Annotated in this window: 19 protein-coding genes; 17 read left to right on the top strand and 2 right to left on the bottom strand. The window is 54.0% G+C overall.

What is annotated here, in order from left to right:
• Positions 1–13: 13 nt before the first annotated feature.
• Positions 14–364, bottom strand: coding sequence for a DMT family protein (locus Poly59_RS26465; RefSeq protein ID WP_146537118.1), 351 nt, complete (start codon positions 362–364; stop codon positions 14–16).
• 162 nt (positions 365–526) lie between these two features.
• Here Poly59_RS26465 and Poly59_RS26460 point away from each other — a divergent pair, with 162 nt between their 5' ends.
• Both Poly59_RS26460 and Poly59_RS26455 read left to right on the top strand, forming a co-directional pair.
• Positions 527–919, top strand: coding sequence for a TspO/MBR family protein (locus Poly59_RS26460; protein ID WP_146537117.1), 393 nt, complete (start codon positions 527–529; stop codon positions 917–919).
• Positions 920–988: 69 nt separating this feature from the next.
• Positions 989–1951, top strand: a complete 963-nt coding sequence (locus Poly59_RS26455; RefSeq protein WP_146537116.1) for a glycerophosphodiester phosphodiesterase family protein — start codon at positions 989–991, stop codon at positions 1949–1951.
• Positions 1952–2275: 324 nt separating this feature from the next.
• Here Poly59_RS26455 and Poly59_RS26450 read toward each other — a convergent pair whose 3' ends face one another.
• Positions 2276–2734, bottom strand: a complete 459-nt coding sequence (locus Poly59_RS26450) for a DUF1569 domain-containing protein (RefSeq protein WP_146537115.1) — start codon at positions 2732–2734, stop codon at positions 2276–2278.
• A gap of 87 nt (positions 2735–2821) precedes the next feature.
• On the opposite strand from Poly59_RS26450, the gene Poly59_RS26445 reads away from it, so the two are divergent.
• From Poly59_RS26445 to egtB, 15 genes are all read left to right on the top strand, one after another.
• The gene (locus Poly59_RS26445; RefSeq protein ID WP_146537114.1) at positions 2822–3214 is read left to right on the top strand and encodes a CoA-binding protein; all 393 of its coding nucleotides are present in this window, start codon (positions 2822–2824) and stop codon (positions 3212–3214) included.
• Positions 3211–3771, top strand: a complete 561-nt coding sequence (locus tag Poly59_RS26440; protein WP_146537113.1) for a GNAT family N-acetyltransferase — start codon at positions 3211–3213, stop codon at positions 3769–3771. The genes Poly59_RS26445 and Poly59_RS26440 overlap by 4 nt, the downstream gene beginning before the upstream one ends.
• Positions 3772–3983: 212 nt before the next feature.
• Positions 3984–4445, top strand: a complete 462-nt coding sequence (locus Poly59_RS26435) for a hypothetical protein (protein ID WP_146537112.1) — start codon at positions 3984–3986, stop codon at positions 4443–4445.
• Positions 4435–4881 carry a MarR family winged helix-turn-helix transcriptional regulator gene (locus Poly59_RS26430; RefSeq protein ID WP_146537111.1) on the top strand — a complete coding sequence of 149 codons (447 nt, stop codon included), beginning with the start codon at positions 4435–4437 and terminating at the stop codon, positions 4879–4881. The genes Poly59_RS26435 and Poly59_RS26430 overlap by 11 nt, the downstream gene beginning before the upstream one ends.
• A 90-nt stretch (positions 4882–4971) precedes the next feature.
• On the top strand, positions 4972–5097 hold the full coding sequence (locus Poly59_RS26425) for a DUF1584 domain-containing protein (RefSeq protein ID WP_146537110.1): 126 nt from the start codon (positions 4972–4974) through the stop codon (positions 5095–5097).
• Between the two features lie 4 nt (positions 5098–5101).
• Entirely contained in the window at positions 5102–6466 is a 1365-nt protein-coding gene (locus Poly59_RS26420) for an alkyl/aryl-sulfatase (protein WP_146537109.1), read from the top strand.
• A 110-nt stretch (positions 6467–6576) separates the two neighbouring features.
• Complete coding sequence (locus Poly59_RS30005; RefSeq protein ID WP_011123284.1) at positions 6577–7245, top strand: YciI family protein; 669 nt, start codon at positions 6577–6579, stop codon at positions 7243–7245.
• Between the two features lie 74 nt (positions 7246–7319).
• Positions 7320–7745 carry a DoxX family protein gene (locus Poly59_RS26410; RefSeq protein ID WP_011123285.1) on the top strand — a complete coding sequence of 142 codons (426 nt, stop codon included), beginning with the start codon at positions 7320–7322 and terminating at the stop codon, positions 7743–7745.
• 60 nt (positions 7746–7805) lie between these two features.
• The gene (locus Poly59_RS26405) at positions 7806–8546 is read left to right on the top strand and encodes an SDR family oxidoreductase (RefSeq protein ID WP_146405354.1); all 741 of its coding nucleotides are present in this window, start codon (positions 7806–7808) and stop codon (positions 8544–8546) included.
• A 78-nt stretch (positions 8547–8624) separates the two neighbouring features.
• Entirely contained in the window at positions 8625–9377 is a 753-nt protein-coding gene (locus tag Poly59_RS26400; RefSeq protein ID WP_011123287.1) for a siderophore-interacting protein, read from the top strand.
• A gap of 36 nt (positions 9378–9413) precedes the next feature.
• On the top strand, positions 9414–9959 hold the full coding sequence (locus Poly59_RS26395) for a DUF4405 domain-containing protein (protein ID WP_011123288.1): 546 nt from the start codon (positions 9414–9416) through the stop codon (positions 9957–9959).
• Positions 9959–10246 (top strand): hypothetical protein, encoded by a 288-nt coding sequence (locus Poly59_RS26390; protein ID WP_011123289.1) that lies wholly within the window; start codon positions 9959–9961, stop codon positions 10244–10246. Before Poly59_RS26395 ends, Poly59_RS26390 begins: the two co-directional genes overlap by 1 nt.
• A 177-nt stretch (positions 10247–10423) precedes the next feature.
• Entirely contained in the window at positions 10424–11287 is an 864-nt protein-coding gene (locus Poly59_RS26385; protein ID WP_146537108.1) for an SDR family oxidoreductase, read from the top strand.
• Between the two features lie 58 nt (positions 11288–11345).
• Entirely contained in the window at positions 11346–12311 is a 966-nt protein-coding gene (gene egtD, locus Poly59_RS26380) for an L-histidine N(alpha)-methyltransferase (RefSeq protein ID WP_146537107.1), read from the top strand.
• Positions 12304–13563, top strand: a complete 1260-nt coding sequence (egtB, locus tag Poly59_RS26375; protein ID WP_146537106.1) for an ergothioneine biosynthesis protein EgtB — start codon at positions 12304–12306, stop codon at positions 13561–13563. The genes egtD and egtB overlap by 8 nt, the downstream gene beginning before the upstream one ends.
• The last annotated feature ends 49 nt before the right edge of the window (positions 13564–13612 follow it).

Below are 13612 nucleotides of genomic sequence, written 5' to 3'. Positions count from 1 at the left end.
ATGAAAGTGACGATCAAGTTGCCGATCGGAAAACGAAGTACACGGCGCCCATGATGCACATCGCCGCCCACAAGTAATCGAGTTTCAGCGGTTGTTGCATGTAGAAGACCGCGAACGGGACGAAGACGGTAAGCGTGATGACTTCCTGCAGGATCTTCAACTGCCCCAGGTTCATTTGCGTGTAACCGATCCGGTTCGCCGGCACCTGGATCAAATACTCAAAGAATGCGATCCCCCAACTGACCGCCACTGCAATCAGCCACGGTCGCCCGTCCAGGTTCTTCAAGTGCGCGTACCACGCAAATGTCATGAACACATTCGACAACACCAACAACGCAGCCGTCTTCCAAAACACTGGTCCCATTCAAGCCTACTCCGTGTACTAAGGTGGGGTGAGCATCCTGCTTGCCAATCGCCTGGAAGCTAAAAGTCGACAATTCGGTAGAATACGACAGCGTCCTAAAACGCAACAGACTCCACCTTCCAACATTTCACACTTCACCCCTCACTCTTCAAACTTCCAAACATGACTTGGCGAGACTGGTACGACGCACTCGATAAACCGGCTTGGACGCCTGAGCCCTCGACGATCGGCACGATCTGGCAGATCCTCTACCCGATCATCCTGGTCACGTTCGGCTACGTCTTCTACCGAGTCGCCCGCAAGCAGATCCCATGGCCCGTCGCGATCCCGTTCGCCATCAATCTGATCGCCAACATCGCCTTCACCCCAATCCAGTTCGGGCTGCGGAACCTGCCCCTCGCGGCCATCGACATCGCGATCGTCTGGATCACGATCCTCTGGGCCATGAAGACCATCTGGCCCCACCGTCGCTTGATCACTTTCGCGCAGATCCCGTACCTGATCTGGGTCACGATCGCGACCGTGTTGCAATTCACGATTACCTGGAACAACTAAAAGGCACGTTTGACTAAACTCCGTGTTCCCACGCAATTGCGTCGCCGCGTCACACAGAAAAGCAGCACAGTGAAGAAAACCCGTCCAACGACTCCGCAGTTCGCATCCTCTGCAGTCTTCGCGATCGCGGCGCTGCTTAGCCTCCAACTGGCGACTCCCGGCTTTGCTGAAAATCCGATGCCCCAAGACGCGGGAGCTCAGGTATCGGAAGTCGAAGTCAATGCGACCGGAAGTCCCGCCACCGCTGTCCAAATAAACGGAGTCCAGATTGCTGCCCATCGCGGTGGTTACGAAACGGACAAAGCTGACAACGCACCCGAAAATTCCATTGCCAACATTCGCAACTGTCAGATCAAGGGTTACGAGCTTTACGAAACCGATATCCAGCGAACGCAGGACGGTCACTTTGTGATCGTGCACGACCCGACCATCGATCGCGAGACAACGGGTTCCGGCGCTGCGAGCAAAATGAGCTTGGAGGAGTTGAAAACACTGCACAAGAAGTTTCGCGACGGCACGGTGTCCGAACATCGAGTCGCTACCTTGGACGAGTTTTTAGTCGAAGGAAAAGATCGGGTGCTATTCAAAGCCGACTTGAAACCGGGAGTGAACCAGTATTTCAAGGAAATCATGGAGCTCGTCGCTCGTCGACAGGCCTTCAGCGGCATCGTGTTCCGCGTTCCCTATCGTGACGCGGATCTTTTCGACGCCTATCAAACCAATGGCCTCCCATTCAGTCGTGACCTACTCATGTTCATGGTCTCCAACAAGAATCAGGTCGATGATGTAAAGCAGCGATTCAATCCAACGATGGTCCAAGTCAACGTCTCCAAGAATGACCCTGCCAACCCACAAACCCTAGAACTGATACGCTACGCCACAAGCAAAGGATTCCTCGTCGAGACTCACGCCGAAGGCACTGAACAAGACTGGCGTCAACTGATCCAAGCCGGTGTACGAATCTTTCACACCAACAAACCTGCCAAGATGAAAGCGTTCTTACGCCAAATGGAAGTTGAAAACGCGGATTAGGATCGAGGGCTTTGGAATTTCCAGTTTGCCGGAACGCCCTGTTCGCAGCGCCACCTGTTCTTCGATCCGAAAAATGATTCGTGCCAATCCGTGGCCAACCTTTCAAACTTCACCCCTTCACTCTTCAAACTTCTTCGGATGTACTCCGATGCGGCAGTCGCCAAGTATTGTTGTGGTTCGAAAAAACGATCGACGAAGTTTGTTAACCAGACAGATTCGATGCTCTACCAACTGAGCTACGAAGCGAACACAAGGTTCACTTCGGTGGGACTCGAACCCACGACAGTCGAGGTGATGTAGTCCGATTAGCACGCGAAAAAAGAATCAGTCGCGGGGTCTTAGGAAACGCAGGTGATGAGCGGCATGTGCCGTATGAATTTGCTCAATCTGCTCACGCGGCAATCGCCCAAACGCTGGATGCGGAGCATAGTCACCAGCGTGAGCGTAGAACCGAGCCACGCTCGCCGCAAAAGCCTCCACTTCGCCAGCGTCATCCAGTTCGGCCGGCGGAACAAATATCGAAGCTGTACGAATTCCGCGAGGTGAATCGCCGCTAAGTACTCTTGGCAAGAGGATCCGTCGCATCACAGGACGCAAAAACGCAAACAGCGACATCCACTTCGGATAACCATCGACGCTCGGATCTTGCACGAGTACCAGATGGCGGCAGATTTGCCCGAGCGACCAATTGCCACTGCAGTTGTAGCCGCTCCGCAGTAGAGACCTCGCCTCGTCAATCGCCGCGTTCAGATCATCGAAGTGTAGTTCACGCAGTTGTTCCATGAGGTTAGCTTAACGCGATAGAGCATTGTTGAAACCGTAGTTGCAAGCTTTGTTGATGCAGAGCCAACCCTCGATACGAAACTCGTTATGAACTCAATCGAAAATTTTCTCGCTGCGAAAACCTACGCCGTCGCCGGCGCCTCGGCCCGCACACACAAGTACGGTTACAAGGTTTTCAAAGCCCTCCTGGCCGCCGGCCACGAGACGTATCCGCTGAACCCAGTCACTGAAGAAATCGAAGGCCACAAGGCTTATCCGAAAATCGCGAACCTTCCCATCGTCCCCGAAGCACTGTCGATCATCACGCCACCAGAAGTCACCCGGCAAGTCATCGCCGACGCGATCGCAGCCGGCGTGAAGCACATCTGGATGCAACCAGGCGCGGAACACGAGCAGGCCAGTGAATCGGCACGCGAAGCTGGCATCAACGTCATCGACGACGGCAGTTGCATTCTAGTGCTATTGGCCCGCCAATCATGACACAAGCTGAAGTGAAGATTCGCAGCGCCAAGGAGCAGGATCGCGATGCGATTCTTGCGGTCCATAAGAATGCGTTTGGCGAGACCGAAGGTCCGGTAATCGCCAAGCTCGTTGATGAGATGCTCGATGACGATTCCGGCGAGCCAATGCTATCGCTCATCGCTGAAACGGACGGCGAACTCGTCGGGCATCTTCTCTTTACGTCCGCGAGCATCGAACCGGACCATGGCCAAGTCAGTGCAAGGATTCTCGCACCGCTGGCGGTTGTGCAAGATCGACAACGTCAGGGGATTGGCGGTCGTTTGATCGAAACCGGGTTACGCCTGTTAGGGGAATCCAGGGTCGACCTCGTCTTCGTTCTCGGTTATCCCGAATACTATTCGCGATTCGGGTTCAAGCCCGCAGGTGTCCAGGGTCTTCAGGCAACCTACCCAATCCCACCTCAAAACGCAGACGCGTGGATGGTGATGGAGCTGACGCCTGGAACCATCGAGAATTGCGAGGGAACCGTCCGCTGCTCAAAAGCCTTAGACCATCCGAAATACTGGACTGAGTGATCCGGCGACTGTTTTTCTTCGTAAGCATTGACTCGCCGGCATATACCTGTACTATACAGCTACATGCAAACGGTTTGGCGGAAGGGCGCGAGCCCTCCGGTAATGGATAGGTTTTCTGTGTGAGACCGGACGGCTCGCGCCGTTCCGCTAGATCTGTGTGGCACCGGACGGCTCGCGCCGTTCCGCTAGAAACGCAAGTTCGATGAACAAATATGCCCACATTAGAAAAACGCAGCGTTCGACTTCCGCGTCTCGCCCTCGTGGTGCGGATACTCTTTGCGTTGTTCCTTGTCGGCACCGGGATCATGACGATGGGTTTTGGCGTGAACGGGTATCCGGTGGGCGATCCGCCAACTGAGCTCGATCAATTCATGCTCGCGCTTGAGAAAACTGGCTATCTGATCTTCTGGGTCGGCTTGCTCAAGACGATCGCTGGCGGGCTGATGTTCTTCCCGCGGACAACGCCGCTCGCGATCTTGATGGCGCTGCCCTATACGTTCAATATCTTGCTGTACGTCATCTTCTTTGCTCATCAATACCTCGTCGTCGGGATTCCCGATTTCGCAGCCTGTGCTCTGCTGATTTACTGCTACTTCGATTGGTATCGGCCGATCTTTGCTGGGCCGACGAGCGGCCCGATTCAGGATTCACACGGAGGCGAACATGCACTTTGATTCTGAATCCTCGCCCGGATTTGCAATCGGGCGTGTCGCCTATCTGATCCGATCGGGAATGGCTGCGGTGCTGAAGAGTGCTGGTTGGCCGTTTTCGCCAGAGGAAACGCAGGCACTGATCACGTTGTTGGATGCCGGCCAGCCGCTGAGCATGAACGAGCTGGCGTCACTGATGATTCGTGATCCAACGACGGTGAAACGCCAGTTGGATCGACTCGTCCAGCAGAAGTTTGTCGAGCGGAGCGAATCAAGTGAAGACGCTCGGATCGTGATGGTCGGATTGACCCGCCGCGGCGAGCAGAAACTTCAAACCGTCCTGCCGCTGTTAGACGACCTGCGAAAAACCACATTGAAAGGCATCTCGAAGTCGGAACTGGAAGCGACGCAAAACGTGCTGCGAAAGATGCAGAAGAACTTGCTGGCAAGAAACTTGTAGCGGTAGGGCGCAAGCCCTCCGGTAACGTGGCACCGGACGGCTTGCGCCGTTCCGCTAAGAAACTGAAACGCATTTCAAAGGAATAGTCTCATGAAAGATGCAGAAGAATTTGCTGGCAAGAAACTTGTAGCGGTAGGGCGCAAGCCCTCCGGTAACGTGACACCGGACGGCTCGCGCCGTTCCGCTAAGAAATTGAAACAAATCTCAAAGGAATAGTCTTATGAAAAATCTGATCGCTACTCTCTGCCTCTTGGTAATGGCCGCTGGTGTTGCCAGCGGACAAACGCAGGTCGAGCCCGACACGGCACTTCGGATGCTCAATGCTCAGCAGCAACAGTTCGAGAAGGGAGTTGTCAAAGTTGCGGAAAACGTTTTCACCGCGGTTGGTTTCCACGGCGCGAACACCTCGATGATCGTCGGAACAGACGGTGTGATTATCGTCGATACTCTTTTCGGTCCGACGAGCGCCGCCAAAGCGGCTGAAGCTTTTCGGCAATACAGCGACAAGCCGGTCAAGGCGATCATCTACACTCACAGCCATGGCGATCACATTGGTGGAGCCAGTGCCTTTATCGGCGATGAGAAACCGGACATCTATGGCACGGAGACCTTTGGTTCGGCCGAGGGCGTCAACAAAGCGGTTGATCCGGTAAAGCAGAAGCGAAATATTCGCCAGTTCGGACGGAATCTCTCGTCGTCGGAGATTATCAACCGCGGTGTTGCACCGGCGGGTACAGACGATGGCGATCGCGGCAAAGGATTCCTTCCACCGACCGTCACCGTTCCCAGCAGCGGACTCAAAACGACGATCGCGGGTGTCGAAATCGAATTCCACATCGGCCCAGGGGAAACCGACGACGCGATGTTTATCTGGCTCCCGAAGGAGAAGGTGTTGCTGGCGGGCGACAATTTTTACAGCTCCTTTCCCAACCTGTATGCAATCCGGGGCACGGCCTATCGCGACGTGCTGAATTGGTCCGAAAGCGTCGGGAAGATGGCCGCGTTGAAACCACACGTTGTCGTTCCTGGCCACACGATGCCCATCCAAGGACAGGAAGCGGCTACGACGGCACTTACGGACTACAGCGAAGCGATTCGCAGTGTGTACGACCAAACGGTGCGAGGCATCAACGCCGGCAAAGGTCCCGACCAACTCGCTCACGAAGTCAAGTTGCCAGAGCATTTGAAAGACAAACCGTACCTCATCGAGTTCTATGGATCGGTTCCTCATGCAGTGCGAGCGATCTATGCGGGGCTGCTTGGATGGTACGACGGCAATCCGACGACGTTGAATCCGTTGGAACCCAAGGTCAAGGCGCAAAAGATTGCCAAGCTGGCGGGTGGCATAAATAAGCTAACCGAACAGATGAACGCCGCACTGGCGAATCAAGATTACCAATGGGCACTTGAGCTTTCGGAACATTTGAAATGGCTGGATGATGGAGATCGAAAGCTGGCCCGCACGGTGAAAATCGAGGCGCTGCGAGAATTGGCGGCACGCGAGTACAACGCGCCTAACCGAAACTACTATTTGAGCTATGCCAACGAGCTTGAATCCGGACAGTTGAGCGAGTTGTGGTTTTAGTCACTCTTTGTTCAAAGTGACTGGGGCTTCCAGTCGCAGTTCCCAGTGAATGCTACCGCTGGAAGCCCCCGCCACGTTCGATCTTCCCCCTTCCCCTGAAAGAATCCAAGATGATTCAACGATACTTTTCAATCACACTTCTGCTTCTAACAACCCCGCTGTTCGCACAAGACAACGCCGCGACTCGAAAGCTGGTCAACGCAACCGCACGCAACTATTCCCTCACCGTCGCTCGCGAAGTTCGTGAGGAGCCGAAACCAGCAGCGGAACAGGAGCAAAGCGGGCTCAATGAATTGCCTGCTGGTTCCAATGCCGGTCGAGCAACCAAGGTGTCGACAAACTCGGGAAACGCAAAAGTTTCGTTGGGCCAGGAAGCAAGTTCCGCAAAGGTCAAAGAGTCGTTTCCAAAAGAAAAATCGTTGAACGCAACGACCAGCATGATGCAATTGCAGCTCTATGCAATCTTCACCACGTTGACCAATGGGATTGCTCCCATGATGGACGTTCTGGAGGAACACCTCGACTACCAGAGAAAGATCGAAAAGAACGGGATACTTTTTGGTGCGGGCCCGTTCTGGACATCGGACGAAAAGTTTTGCGAAGGCGAGGAAATGATCATCGTGCGCGCAGACGATACTACGGAGGCCCGAAAAATTGCTGATGCCGATCCGATGCACGCGAAGGGAGCGCGGTCGTATGTCGTGCGACCATGGTTGCTGAACGAGGGACGTCTAACGATCCATTTGAATCTGTCGTCTCGCAAAGCTGAACTGAACTAAGCAACACACGACGATTGAATGTCGTCCGCTACGATTCGCGAAACTAAAACGAAAACATCATCCGGAACAAGATAATGAAACAACGACTATTACTTGGAACCCCCCAACAAGTTTCACTCGGCATGCTTGGCTTACGCATTGCCTTTGGCTGCTTCATGCTTGTCCATGGCATTCAAAAGTTGATGGGCTTTACGGCGATGGCTGAAAGCTTCCCTGATCCGCTAGGAATGGGACATCAGCTAAGCCTTCTCTGCGCCATCGGTGCCGAAGTCGGTTGCTCGGTACTATTGATCCTTGGACTTGGCACACGATTCGCCGTTTTGAACCTTGCGTTCACAATGTGTGTTGCACTCTTCTTGGTTCACGGCAGTGACCCATGGAAGGTAAAAGAACTGGCAGCGGTCTACCTCGCTGTGTATGCCGTGATCTTTGTCACAGGGCCCGGTGAGTTCTCGCTGGATCAGAAGCTCTTTGGAACGCAGGAGTCCGATGCTGTTTGATGGGTGGCATCATCTACACCTGATACAACCCTATTCTGCACACACCAACGGTCGACTGACATGAATGAAACAACCAAAAAAACTGCAATCGTCACCGGTTCGTCGCGTGGGATCGGGGCAGCCGTCGCCAAGCGTCTGGCCAGAGATGGGTTCAACGTCCTCGTCAATTATTCTGGCAGTAAGGATCCCGCGAGCGAGGTCGTGAACACAATCGAGACCGAAGGCGGTCATGCCATCGCAGTCCAGGCGGACGTTTCCGATTCCGCCGCGGTCAAACGGATGTTCGACAGCGCCGAGGCAGCTTACGGTGGTGTCGATGTGCTGGTGAATAACGCCGGCATCATGAAACTGGCTTCGATCGCGGACTGCGACGACGCGATCTTTGACGCTCAGGTTGCTGTGAACTTTCGAGGCACATTCAACGGCATGCGCGAGGCTGGAATTCGCCTGCGGGATGGCGGGCGGATCATCAATTTCTCCACCACGGTCGTCGGGATGAAGTTTGAAACATACGGCGTGTATGCGGGCATCAAAGCCGCCATCGAAACGATGACGGCGATCATGGCGAAGGAAATGCGCGGACGAAACATCACGGTCAACGCAGTCGCTCCCGGACCGACGGGCACCGCATTGTTCCTAGAAGGCAAGTCCGATGAGTTAGTCGAGAAGTTGTCGAAAGCGTCGCCGCTTGAACGATTGGGGACTCCCGAAGACATTGCCAATGTTGTGGCCTTTCTCGCTGGGCCGGATGGAGCTTGGGTCAACGGTCAGACCCTGCGCGCCAATGGCGGCATGGTCTGAGTGCGATCGTTCAAGATGCCCCCGGTTTGAGTGAAAACTTGAATCCATCCGATACCTCCAGAAGCAGAGATTCAACCCATGGCTAGTCGCACCACGATGGAACTGGAAGTGATTCGTTCCGCACCGATCACCGAGCATATGCTGCGCGTCACGTTAGGTGGCGATGCCCTTTCGGCATTCCCCGTTGACCAGGAAAGCGCCTATTTGAAGCTGCTAATTCCTCAACGCGATGGCCAGAAGCCACTTCTGAGAACCTATACGGTAAGGCATCAGCGACCAACCGAGATTGATATCGACTTCGTCTTGCATGACTCGCCGGGTCCGGCGTCAACCTGGGCGATCGACGCTCAGCCAGGAGACCGCATTACAGTCGCCGGACCGGGGCCTAAAAAACTAATCAACCATTCCGCCGATTGGTTTCTGCTGGCGGGAGACATGACCGCACTTCCCGCGATCAGCGTCCACCTCAGTCAACTGCCGGAGGACGCTGTCGGCTACGCTGTAATTGAAGTTCCCAGTCGTGCCGACATCCAAAAACTGACGCATCCGCGAAACATTGAACTGCACTGGGAGATCAACTCACGCCCCAAGGTCGATGGTTTGTTCCTTGCTTCCAAGATTCGAGCATTGCCCTGGTTGGAAGGACAACCCGCCGTCTGGGCCGCCTGTGAATTCAATAGCATGCGTGTGCTGAGGACCTTCTTGCAAGAGCATAACAATCTTCCGAAAACACACCTCTATCTATCGAGCTATTGGAAGCTTGGTCAATCCGATGAGGGTCACAAAAAGGCCAAACGACTAGACAGCGAACAAGTTGGCGGAACCAGGTAGGGCCAACGACTTGCCGAGCCAGTCTTCAATTAAGCGATGCGTCATAAAGGGACCAGTGAGATTTACGCGACGAAACAAGAAACCACTCAGAAAGGAAAGGCGAACGCCGCGCGAGTACGCGTTTGGCTCGATCTCTGCATGTTTGTCGGCATGGTACTGGTGCTCGCGCCGCAGGCGACTGGAATCACGGTCCATGAGTGGGCGAGCTTCCTGATCATCATTCCATTTTTCCTGCATCTAATCTTCGCTTGGCAGTGGATTGTCAACACGACTCGACGCTTTTTCAATCCGACTCCCGGTCACGCTCGTTTCAATTATGTGCTGGACTGGATGCTGTTTTTCCTGTTTGTGACGGCGACTTTTTCAGGAGTGGTCATTTCGGAAGCGGCGTTGCCAGCACTGGGAATTCGTTTCACGATTGACCCATTTTGGTCCGCTATCCATGACATCAGTGCCAACCTTCTGATGCTCGTGATTGGAATCCATTTAGCGATGCACTGGAAATGGATTGCGACCAATGTCAAAAAGTATGTTTTGCACCGACTTAGACAATCTAGCGCCGCGGAAGGAGTTGATCCGTAATGCCAGCGTTACGCGAGACCATTCGGCCAATCCTGTTCATCGTGGTCGCTGCTTCCATCGTCGTGTTACTAATCGCACCACTCGATCAGACTCAGTGGGCGGCGGGAATGAGGGCGGGGGCCGCGTCCGATGTTGGCGAGGGGGTGAAAGGAAGTGATCCCAGTGGGGCAATCCGGTTCATTGGTCCCCTGCTGAAAATTGCGATTTTAATGGGCGTGCCGGCTCTGGTGACGCTTGGAATCCGACGATTGATCCGCCGATTTTTTCGAAGAGCAACTCAGCAGTAATGGAATCCTCACACAGCAGAATAAGATGAGAGCTGTTGCACTCACTCGATACTTGCCAATCGACGATCCGAAGTCGTTGCTCGATGTTGAATTGGACAAGCCCAAGCCAACGGGCAGCGATCAGTTGGTAGCTTACCCTCGTCGACCACGCACAAATCTATGAGTAGGAAGAATTCAATGACAAAAATTGCCGTCACTGCCGCCAGCGGAAACTTGGGCGGATCAATTGTCCACGCCGCCGTTGAAATCGTCGGCAAAGAGAACGTTATCGGACTTGCACGCACTCCTAGCAAAGCCGAATCGCTCGGTGTCGAAGTACGCCAGGGCGACTACACGTTGCGCGATCAATTGCGGGAATCACTTCGCGGTATCGACGCATTGTTACTCGTTTCTGGAATGGACGCTCCCACGAAGCGTATTGGTCAACATCGCAACGTCATCGAAGCTGCCAAGGAGGCGGGTGTTAGTAAGATTGTCTACACCAGCATTCAAGGCGCAGAAGAAGGCACTGCGTTCTCACCTGTTGTCCAAAGTAATCGCCAGACGGAAGAAGACGTTCGCGACAGCGGCCTTCAGTGGGTGATCGGTCGCAACGGTATCTATATTGAACCAGATGTCGAGTACATCGAGACCTACAAACAACGTGGTGAGATTGCAAACTGCGCTGGTGACGCAAAGTGCGGCTACACAACTCGCGGCGAACTGGCCTTTGCCTACGCCCGCATGTTGACGGAATCGAAGCACGACGGCCAGACGTACAATCTGCACGGCGAAGCGATCACACAGCGAAAGTTGGCCGAGTACTTGAACGACGCGTATGGTACGGAGCTGAAATATCGCACCATGACAGTTGGCGAGTATCGCGAAGACCGCATTGCAGAACTCGGCGAGTTCCTCGGCACGGTAATTGCGGGCATCTATGAAGGCATCCGCAACGGAGCCATGAATAACGAAAGCCATTTTTGCCTTGCTGCTGGTCGCAAGCATCAAGGTTGGCATGCGTACTTCGACCGGCTCAAGGCTAACTCAGCACAGGCGTAGCACCGCCGGTGCCTCTGTATCTTCTCCTCGTCAACATTGATTCAACAGGACCGACACCATCAATACGCTCGAACAAAAGCAGACCAGCGAGAACTTCCTTGCCGATGTCCTCGAAGGACTTCAGAAACCGAAAAAAACGCTGCCTTGCAAATACTTCTATGATGGTGCCGGATCAAGACTGTTTGATGAGATCTGCGAACTCGACGAGTACTATCTGACGCGAACGGAACTCGCCATCACGAGTGAAAACGCAGACGCGATCGCACACCAAATTGATCGGCGTGTCATGCTGATTGAATTCGGCAGCGGCAGTTCGATCAAGACTCGAATTCTGCTGGATGCACTGATTGATCCGGTGGCCTACGTGCCAGTCGACGTTTCAGCAGAACATCTTTTGATGACAGCCGACGACTTGCGTTCAAGCTATCCTAGAATCGAGATTTGTCCTGTGGTCGCTGACTTTACGAAACCGTTTTCGCTGCCGACAACCAAGGCCCCCTATTCGCACGTGGCCCTCTATTTCCCGGGATCGACGATTGGCAACTACACGCCGGAAGAGGCAGCAGGACTTCTCGCGTCGATCGCCAAATTGCTTGGCCCCCAAGGTGGGTTGCTGATTGGCATTGATCTTCAAAAAGATGTGTCCACCATTGTCGCTGCCTACGATGATTCTCAAGGCGTTACCGCAAAATTCAACTTGAATTTATTGGAGCGTATCAACCGTGAGCTAAATGGTGATTTCGTCTTGCCCAACTTTCAGCACAAAGCGATCTACAACTCGACGGATCATCGCATCGAAATTTCGATTGTCAGTCTTGTGGATCAAAACGTGATGGTCGGAGACACAGTCGTTAATTTTGCGAAAGGCGAGAAGATTCTGACCGAGTATTCGCACAAGTATAGCATCGAGGGTTTCGCCGAACTGGCTAGGCCGCATGGTTTCAGCTTGCACCAACAGTGGACGGACAGCGAAGGCCTGTTCGGCTTGCTGCATCTTGTGCTAGACGGAGCGGCAGATGAATGAGAACGCTGCGGATTCGAGCTTGAGCAAACAATTCGAGAGTGTTCGGCGGTTTACCGATCGCATCACGGCGTCGCTTTCGCCGGAAGACTGCATGGTGCAGTCGATGGAGGATGCGAGCCCAGTGCGTTGGCATCTCGCACACGGAACATGGTTCTTTGAAACGTTCGTACTGAAACAAGAAGCGGACTACACGGTATTTGACAAGCACTTTTCCTATCTGTTTAACTCCTATTACAACGCGATTGGCGAGCAATTCCCCCGACCCAACCGGGGAACGATCTCGCGGCCTGGACTTGATTGCATTCGGGAGTATCGCCGTTACGTTGATCGGGAGTTGCTCAGCCGATTGCAATCGCCCGACTTCGTTGCTCGGCATGCTGAAACGATCACCGTAGGTTTGAACCACGAACAACAGCATCAGGAGTTGATCCTTACGGACATCAAGAATGCGTTGGCGTCCAATCCGATGTTGCCCGTGTATGAAGACCGCGAGTTTGCGCCGTCAAATGGGACGACGGATTCGTGGGCAGAGATCACCGATGGCAAATACGACGTCGGACACGATGGAGATGGGTTTTGTTTCGACAATGAACTGCCTCGTCACACGGTATTTCTTCCGGCATTTCGTATCTCGTTGAATTTGACGACCTGTGGACAGTTCATTGAGTTCATCAACGATGGGGGATACGAGCGACCGGAGTTATGGCTCTCACTCGGCTGGAACGCGGTCAAGGAACGGAGTTGGAACGCACCGCTCTACTGGATGCGCCGAGATGGTCGATGGATGCAATTCACATTGGCAGGGCTTACGCCGGTCGATCCCGATTGGCCCATCTGTCATGTCAGCTATTTTGAGGCGGATGCGTTCGCACGATGGGCTGGCAAACGACTCCCCACCGAATTTGAATGGGAGGTCGCATGTCGAAGTCTCACCGAGACGCGTGCAGAAGCTAATACGGGCCAATTCGCTGACAAGTTGTTCGCAGGCGGCTACGCCATTCACCCGACGTTGTCATCGGGTGGATTTTTTGGTTCCGTTTGGCAGTGGACTGCGAGTAGCTATCAAGCCTATCCCGGTTACCGCCCGCCGCCCGGTGCGATCGGCGAGTACAACGGAAAGTTCATGTGCAATCAATACGTCCTGCGTGGAGGAAGCGTGGCAACGTCGCAGTCGCATATTCGCGACACATACCGAAACTTTTTCCCAGCGGACGCACGCTGGCAGTTCTCCGGCTTCCGCTTGGCAGAATAGCCGGAGATCGCCGAGCCACGAATTCAACGACGCGTTTAACCCATCAACA

It is taken from the genome of Rubripirellula reticaptiva, from assembly GCF_007860175.1.
In the GTDB taxonomy this organism is placed as follows: Bacteria; Planctomycetota; Planctomycetia; order Pirellulales; family Pirellulaceae; genus Rubripirellula; species Rubripirellula reticaptiva.
The sequence above is the reverse complement of the archived record's forward strand: the minus strand, read 5'-3'. Positions and strand labels throughout refer to the sequence as shown.